The following is a 7,448-nucleotide window of genomic DNA, read 5'->3' as shown; positions in this document are numbered from 1 at the left end:
GCGCCTGCGGCAGCGGCGCGCGGAGGCCGCTGCTGCGCAAGAGGCCGGCCGTGCCGCGCTCGCGCAGGCGGAGCGCCGGCTGGCCGAAAGCGAGGCCGCTGCGGCTGCGCTGCAAGCCCGCTGGGCCTCGGAACTGCCGGGCATCGCCCCGGAGCAGGCTGAAGCCATGGTGCAGGCGATGCAGGAGCGCGATGCACGCTCCGAAGACATCAAGGAACGACTTAGCAAAAGCGTCACGTTCCTTGAAGAGAAGGAGCGGCTGATCCAGACGCTCCATCAGCAGCTGGTCGAGCTGGACAAACGGTTGATCCAGTGGCGGACGGAATGGCAAGGCAACACCAAACAGCTCGCCGAGAAAGAAGAACGGTTGACCAAATGGGTCGGTGAACAGCGCGTCGAGGAACTGATCGCGGCGGCCCAGGCGCGGTTAAGCGAGCTGCGACAGGCTGCCGAAGAGGCTTCCCGGCGTTATAAGGAAGCGGATGCCTTGAAGCAAGAGTCTGTCAAAAACGACGCCTTGGCTCGTCAAGCTGCCGAGTCCGCGGCCCAGCAGCTGGAGCAGGCCATGGAGCATTGGCGGCAATCGCTGGCGCATTCCCCGTTTGAAACCGATCATGAAGTGGAACTCGCCAAGGTGGAAGAAACCGAGGTTCTGCGGCTGACGGAAAAAATCCGTCTTCACCGCGAACGGGAACGCGAGCTGGCATCCCTGCTGCGCGAGCTGGAGCAGAAGTTGAACGGTGCGGAAGTAACCGAGGAACAGTGGCAGCATTGCATGACTCTCCTTCAAACCAGACGGGCGGAGGATGAAGCTGCACTTGCAGCGAAAGCCAGAGCAGAGCGGGATTTGGAGGATGTGCAGCAGCGGCATGTACGCTGGACCGAGCTGGAAAACAAACGGCTTGAGGTCAGCGAAGAGGGAGAGCTGCTGAGCAAGCTGCAAGCGGCGTTCCGGGGCAATGCCTTCGTGGAATACATTGCGGAAGAGCAGTTAATGCAGGTGAGCCAGGCAGCCTCGCAGCGCTTGCGTTTCCTGACCAAGCAGCGTTACTCCCTGGAGGTTGATTCCGGTGGCGGCTTTGTCATCTGCGACGATGCCAACGGCGGTGTCAAACGGCCGGTATCCACCCTGTCTGGCGGAGAAACCTTCCTGACCTCCTTGTCTCTGGCGCTGGCGTTGTCGGCGCAGATTCAGCTGCGGGGGCAATATCCGCTGCAATTCTTTTTCCTGGACGAAGGCTTTGGCACGCTCGATCCCGATCTGCTCGATACGGTGATCACTTCCCTGGAAAAACTGCATGACGACAGATTGGCCGTCGGCGTGATCAGCCATGTGCCGGAACTGCGGGCTCGTCTTGCCCGCAAATTGATCGTCGTCCCGGCGAACGAGGCGGGTGGCGGTTCCAGAGTTATGCTGGAAACGCTATAACCCCGGATTACGAGGAAAGCAGGCTGCCGATGAACGTGAGCTTTCTCACAGATACAGGTTCAGCCTGCTGTTATACTACAGTCAAGCCGACAATTCTTATTTACAAGTACCCTGGCAGACGTTTGATCAGGAATGTTCCTGAATAGACGTCTGCGGAAGTGTCTCCCACTGGGAAGATGCTCATGGGGTGCTTCTTTTTTTATCCATTTGATGTTGGGGTTTGTCCGCGATTGAACGTCTGCTCTGGCGCTGCCGCCCAAAAAAATGTAGGGGTTTCGTGCCCCATAGTGTCAATTCGCCCAGAACTGAATACGATGGGATCAGGAACAGAGGTTAATTGAGGAGGCGCAGCAACGTGGAAAAAATGGAAGCAAAGAAATTATGCATGGATCATTTGCATCGGTATGTATGCATCCAGATGGAGGACGGGAATCTTTTTGATGGGATCGTGGAACACGTGGATGACGACATGGTTTATCTGGCAGTCCCCGTTGGTCCTGAGGCTGCTGTACCTTATGCGAATCAGGCACCAAGCGTGATGCCTTCATCCAACATGCCGATCACGCCAATGCGTGGATTTTATCCGGGATATGGATACCCGCAGCCATATCCATATCCATATCCATATCCTTATTATGGCTATGGGCGCAGACGTTTCAACAGACTTGTGCTGCCGTTGTTCGGGCTCGTGGCCTTGTCGCTGCTGCCTTATTATTGAGGCGGTGAACAGCCTCCCAACTCCCTTGAGTTCAAGATCCTGGGAGATGGGAGGCTTGTTTTTTTTCAAATTGGACGTGAGATTTCAGTTCCGGTATGATAAAGAAGGATATACATAACATATCAATTAAAGGAGGGTATCCACTATGGATTGCTTGTTTTGCAAAATCGTCGAGGGCAGCATTCCCTCCAACAAAGTATTGGAGAATGAACACGTGATCGTATTTCATGATATCCAGCCTGCGGCGCCTACCCATGTGTTGATCATTCCCAAGAAGCATATTGCTTCCATGAACGAGGTAACGCCGGAGGATCTGCCGTTGATCGGAGAGATGCACCTGGCGGTGCAGGAGGCTGCCGAGCGTTTGGGCGTCAAAGATTCCGGATATCGTTTGATCAACAACTGCGGCAAGGATGGGGAACAGTCAGTGAACCATTTGCACTATCACCTGCTTGGAGGGACCCGCATCGGCGCCCTGACAAGTCTATCCGATTCACACAAATAATCGACAATTCCTTTAAGGTTGACACCTTGATTGTCTTTCGCCTATAATGAAAGGTGATGAACCGTGTTGTTGCTCTTGGACGGTCTGGTCGGAGGGAGGGAAAACTGGTGTCTGAAACTAAAGTTCGCAAAAACGAGACTATTGATGCTGCACTTCGTCGCTTTAAACGTTCCATCGCAAAAGATGGCGTCCTGGCCGAGGTGAAGAAGCGTAAACATTATGAGAAGCCAAGCGTGAAGCGCAAGAAAAAGTCCGAGGCTGCTCGTAAGAGAAAGTTTTAGGAGGATTTGAACTACCATGAATCTTAGCGAACGATTGAACGAAGATATGAAGCAAGCGATGAAGAGTAAGGATAAATTCAGACTCTCCACCATTCGGTTGATTCGTTCGACGATCAAGAATCTTGAAATAGATTTGAAAAGAACTTTGGATGACAACGAAGTGCTTGATATCCTGAGTCGTGAAATCAAACAGCGCAAAGATGCCCTCCAAGAATTTGACAAAGCCGGTCGCGATGAACTCGCGGCTAATGCAAAAGCGGAAATTGATGTAATTAGTCAGTACCTTCCTGCACAGCTTACCGAAGAAGAAATTAAAGTTATTGTACAGCAGACCATCCAGGAAACCGGTGCTTCTTCGAAAGCCGAGATGGGGAAAGTCATGGCCGCCCTGATGCCGAAAGTCAAAGGCAAAGCGGATGGCAAACTGGTTAATCAAGCAGTCCAACAATTTCTGCAATAAAGCAAAAACGGTAAACACCTCCTGAATGCTCAGGAGGTGTTTTTTCTTTCTCTGGACTCGGTTATCATTTTTTGATATTCCGTTTCAGTGTGAATAATGAATGACCATACTTAAACGAGTCATTGCTTATCCGGCATGCTGGTAGACATGTGGTTTGTCTGCCTTGAGCCGGATAGCCGCGCCTGCGGGGACGGCATATTCCTGATCATGCACCCGAACGATAAACTCCCTTTCAAAAACCGAAATGAACTCCTACCTTTATTATGGGGGGCCGCCCGAAGCACCCCGTATTGATTCATTTCCATCATGTATGTCTCAAATGGTCTTCCATCCTCAATGGAGAAGTGGGGATATATCCGAATCCGCCCCTCATCTTCCGTCCACATGCGAACCCGATCCAACGGAATGACCGATGCATCTTGTACGGGCTCGCTGATCAAGGCCGTGATGGACAGCTTTAAGCCGTTGGCGATTTTCCACACCGTTGCAATGGAGAGGTGGGATTCGCAACGTTCGATCTGACCCAGCATCGTTATGCTAATGCCCGTCACTTCGGCGAAGCTCATGATCGTTCCTTTTGGTGGAGGACGGCCCTGGTTCTCATATATTGCGGAATTTCCATGTGGTGAGCTGCTTTGTTTGGAAATACATCTTTAATGGCATAAATTAATTTTGTCTTTTATGAAACGCAATGTTGCATTCTACGTAATAAATACCATAAGCTGGACTGTATAACGATATTGGAAAAGGGGGGATTATTTGTGAAAGGAATGCGTCGAATGTGGCTTGCGGTGCCACTGATGCTTATCATGCTGTTAACGCTGACGCTTCCTGTCTTCATGGGCGGATCTTCTGCTTACGCCGCTGAAAACAAGACCGGGTCGGTGTACATCATTCCGGTTGACAAACCGATTGAGCAGGGGCTTGGCAAATTCATGGAGCGTGGTTTCAAGGAAGCGGAGGCCATGGGGGCCGGGTTGATTGTACTTGATATCAATACGCCCGGCGGGCGAGTGGATACTGCGGAAGCGCTGGGAACGCTCATCAAGGAAAGCCCTGTGCAGACCGTGGCTTTTGTGCGTGGGGACGCAGCTTCTGCGGGAAGTTTTCTGGCGTTGAATGCAGATAAGATCGTGATGTCGCCAGGAAGCATGATTGGCGCGGCGGCGATGGTGGACAGCTCCGGTAAACATGTGGACGATCCTAAGCTGGTTGCTTTCTGGAAAAGCAAAATGCAAGGGGCCGCCGAAAAAAGCGGCCGCAACCCGGACATCGCTGCCGGCATGGCTGACGTAAACGTCGTTGTGGAAATGCCGGAAATCAACAAAACGAAACAAAAAGGGGAAATCATTGCTTTGTCCGCCGAGGAAGCGCTGAAGGTGGGTTATGCCGACCATATCAGCAGTACTCCTGAGGAAGCTGCAGCATGGCTCGGTTACGGGAACAATGACGTGTTTACGATGGAGCGGACAACCGCGGAGAACATTTCTACGTTTCTGACGAATCCGGTCGTCATGACCGTGCTTTTGTTCCTGGGTATTGCAGGCGTGGTCATTGAGATGATTGTACCTGGATTCGGCGTGCCTGGCATTGTGGGCATCGTCAGCTTTGTCCTCTATTTTTCCGGCAATTACATTGCCGGGTTTGCCGGAGCGGAGACATGGATTCTGTTTACCGTAGGGCTGATTATGATGATTCTGGAAATGTTTATTCCGAGCTTTGGCATACTGGGTATTCTCGGCTCGATTGCGTTGGTTGCGGGCGTTGTACGGGCTGCATATGACACCAGCGACGCCTTTGTATCGCTCGGCATTGCTTTTGCGGCAGCGCTCGTGGTGATTGCCATCGTGGCTATTGTGTTCAAGGACAGAGGTGTCTGGAAACGATTTATTCTGAGTGACAGAATGACTGCAGACAAAGGCTATTCTTCTGCAACGGAGCGCAAGGAATTGCTTGGCATGCAAGGAATCAGCCTGACTCCGCTTCGGCCGGCCGGAACGGCGCTCTTTAACGGTGAACGTGTGGATGTGGTGACCGACGGAGGCTTCATCCCTGTGGATACACCGATCATTGTGGTTAAGGCCGAAGGAACGCGAATTGTTGTACAACAAGCTCTTCCCGTTTAATTCAAAATGCGTGCCAAAGTCATGAGCTTTGGCACGGTACATAGCCGTATGGCTAACGAATGATCCATTTTAAGGGTGTTTTTCGGTAAAACGCAGCATAGATTCACAAGGTGTGTTATGATTTTTGTTCATAAAACTAAGAAAAAATGGAGGAACTAACATTATGGAACCTGGTTTGATCTCTGTGTTGTTCATTGCGGTAATAGCCATTATCGTGTTGAGCGTGTTCTTCAGCTTCTTCCCGGTCATGCTCTGGATCTCGGCACTCGCGTCCGGCGTACGGATCGGCATTATTACTCTGGTGGCAATGAGACTGAGACGCGTTACGCCTAGTCGAATCGTGAACCCGTTGATCAAAGCAACGAAAGCGGGTCTTGGACTGACGATTAACCAACTGGAAAGCCACTTTCTGGCAGGCGGTAACGTAGACCGCGTTGTCAACGCCCTGATTGCTGCACAACGTGCGAACATCCCGCTGGAATTCGAACGGGCTGCAGCGATCGACCTGGCTGGACGCGACGTGCTGCAAGCCGTACAGATGAGTGTTAACCCGCGCGTCATCGAAACACCAATCGTTTCTGCGGTTGCCAAAGACGGTATCGAAGTTAAAGTTAGAGCTCGTGTAACTGTACGTGCCAACATTGACCGTTTGGTCGGTGGTGCCGGTGAAGAAACCATTATTGCCCGTGTCGGCGAGGGGATCGTCAGTACGAACGGTTCTTCCAATTCCCACAAAGACGTCTTGGAGAATCCGGATCTGATCTCCCGTACAGTCCTGGCTAAAGGGCTCGATGCAGGAACAGCCTTCGAAATTCTGTCCATCGATATCGCAGACGTGGATGTAGGTAAAAACATCGGTGCATTCCTGCAAACCGAGCAAGCCGAGGCGGATAAACGCATCGCACAGGCTAAAGCGGAAGAACGCCGCGCCATGGCGGTTGCCCAAGAACAAGAGATGAAGGCCCGCGTCGTGGAAATGAGAGCGCGAGTGGTGGAATCCGAGTCCCAAGTTCCACTGGCGATGTCCGAAGCGCTCCGCAGCGGCAAAATCGGCGTGATGGATTACATGAACCTGAAAAACATCGAGGCAGATACCCAAATGAGAACCAGTTTGGGCAAACCTGGCGACAATTCCGGCTCCGGCAATCAGGATGGCTCGAAAAACTGAGGATAGGCGGTGAGTGCATGTGAGCCTATTGGATTGGGTATTCGATAATTTGTACATTGTAGCAGTCATTGGTTTTGCATTGTTTTCCTTCATCGGAAAAGCAGCCAAGGCTGGCGACCCCAAAAAGAAAGGTACCCATACCGGGATGCCCACCTTTGGAGGTGGGGGAGAACCGGATTGGAATCGGCAGAATTCTCCTCAGCAGGCTGCGGGACCTCATTCATCGAGAGGCGCGAATGATGAGGACGAACGCGATGAAGATGAGCGATATGAGGATGAGTGGTACGATGACCACCGTGGAGAGCAGCACGATCAGCCTGCTGCCACCAATAACCGTGCCGATGATTTTGGAGGCCATCTTTCGGAGGGTAAGGGAGCGTCGCTGCAGGAGCAGATGCTGGAAGTAGAACGTCAGCAGCGTCTTATTCAAGAGCGGATGGATCGGATTTCCTCCGCGAATACAGCTGCCGCTAGCCCGCTTCCGGATGAGCAAGGCTCCGACGCCGAAGCAGGGCGGTCCGTGCTGCGCCGGGAGGATATTCGCAGTGGCGTATTGTGGGCGGAAGTATTGGGTCCGCCGCGCTCTAAGCAACCCTTCGGGACCCGCGGAAAGCTTTAGTTTTTAAGTAGGCTATCTTATGACGAAATAATACAAATGAAGAACCGTTTTTTGGCGATTGTTCGCCGGAAAACGGTTCTTTTTGTTTTGCTCGGCCCTCCTTGCGCATAGTTCTCATATTTGTTTCCCTCATCGCATAAGT

9 protein-coding genes are annotated in these 7,448 nt (G+C 52.1%); 8 read left to right on the top strand and 1 reads right to left on the bottom strand.

All coding sequences use genetic code 11. The features are described 5' to 3' along the window. The 5 genes from L6H98_RS16350 to L6H98_RS16330 all read left to right on the top strand — a co-directional run. Window positions 1–1,429 (top strand): SbcC/MukB-like Walker B domain-containing protein (locus L6H98_RS16350; RefSeq protein WP_290371454.1); only part of this gene is annotated, 1,429 nt, incomplete at its 5' end. 364 nt (window positions 1,430–1,793) lie between these two features. Beyond that, window positions 1,794–2,147 (top strand): hypothetical protein, encoded by a 354-nt coding sequence (locus L6H98_RS16345; RefSeq protein ID WP_236416746.1) that lies wholly within the window; start codon window positions 1,794–1,796, stop codon window positions 2,145–2,147. A 145-nt stretch (window positions 2,148–2,292) separates the two neighbouring features. Continuing rightward, window positions 2,293–2,652, top strand: a complete 360-nt coding sequence (locus L6H98_RS16340; protein ID WP_236416695.1) for a histidine triad nucleotide-binding protein — start codon at window positions 2,293–2,295, stop codon at window positions 2,650–2,652. Window positions 2,653–2,759: 107 nt separating this feature from the next. Then, window positions 2,760–2,933 carry a 30S ribosomal protein S21 gene (gene rpsU, locus L6H98_RS16335; RefSeq protein WP_005547957.1) on the top strand — a complete coding sequence of 58 codons (174 nt, stop codon included), beginning with the start codon at window positions 2,760–2,762 and terminating at the stop codon, window positions 2,931–2,933. A gap of 16 nt (window positions 2,934–2,949) precedes the next feature. Then, window positions 2,950–3,393: a GatB/YqeY domain-containing protein gene (locus L6H98_RS16330; protein WP_236416694.1), complete on the top strand. Its 444-nt coding sequence runs from the start codon at window positions 2,950–2,952 to the stop codon at window positions 3,391–3,393. A gap of 119 nt (window positions 3,394–3,512) precedes the next feature. On the opposite strand, the gene L6H98_RS16325 is transcribed toward L6H98_RS16330, so the two are convergent. After that, window positions 3,513–3,959 (bottom strand): helix-turn-helix transcriptional regulator, encoded by a 447-nt coding sequence (locus L6H98_RS16325; RefSeq protein ID WP_236416693.1) that lies wholly within the window; start codon window positions 3,957–3,959, stop codon window positions 3,513–3,515. A 204-nt stretch (window positions 3,960–4,163) separates the two neighbouring features. Between L6H98_RS16325 and L6H98_RS16320 the strand changes: the two genes are divergently transcribed. From L6H98_RS16320 to L6H98_RS16310, 3 genes are all read left to right on the top strand, one after another. Then, a complete protein-coding gene (locus L6H98_RS16320) occupies window positions 4,164–5,519 on the top strand; it encodes an NfeD family protein (RefSeq protein WP_236416745.1) in 1,356 nt (451 codons plus the stop codon). A gap of 160 nt (window positions 5,520–5,679) precedes the next feature. Beyond that, a complete protein-coding gene (gene floA, locus L6H98_RS16315; RefSeq protein WP_290371457.1) occupies window positions 5,680–6,687 on the top strand; it encodes a flotillin-like protein FloA in 1,008 nt (335 codons plus the stop codon). Window positions 6,688–6,706: 19 nt separating this feature from the next. Next, window positions 6,707–7,306 (top strand): hypothetical protein, encoded by a 600-nt coding sequence (locus L6H98_RS16310; RefSeq protein ID WP_236416691.1) that lies wholly within the window; start codon window positions 6,707–6,709, stop codon window positions 7,304–7,306. Window positions 7,307–7,448 lie beyond the last annotated feature (142 nt).

This window comes from Paenibacillus sp. JJ-223 (assembly GCF_927798175.1).
GTDB lineage: Bacteria > Bacillota > Bacilli > Paenibacillales > Paenibacillaceae > Paenibacillus > Paenibacillus hubeiensis.
Note: the sequence above shows the minus strand (reverse complement) of the source record. Positions and strands in the feature narration are given on the sequence as shown.

Bases quoted from the DNA above. Each gene is read 5' to 3' on its own strand.
- L6H98_RS16345 (WP_236416746.1), top strand. From the start codon at position 1,794: ATGGAAGCAAAGAAATTATGCATGGATCATTTGCATCGGTATGTATGC.
- L6H98_RS16340 (WP_236416695.1), top strand. From the start codon at position 2,293: ATGGATTGCTTGTTTTGCAAAATCGTCGAGGGCAGCATTCCCTCCAAC.
- L6H98_RS16330 (WP_236416694.1), top strand. From the start codon at position 2,950: ATGAATCTTAGCGAACGATTGAACGAAGATATGAAGCAAGCGATGAAG.
- L6H98_RS16325 (WP_236416693.1), bottom strand. From the start codon at position 3,959: ATGAGCTTCGCCGAAGTGACGGGCATTAGCATAACGATGCTGGGTCAG.
- L6H98_RS16320 (WP_236416745.1), top strand. From the start codon at position 4,164: ATGCGTCGAATGTGGCTTGCGGTGCCACTGATGCTTATCATGCTGTTA.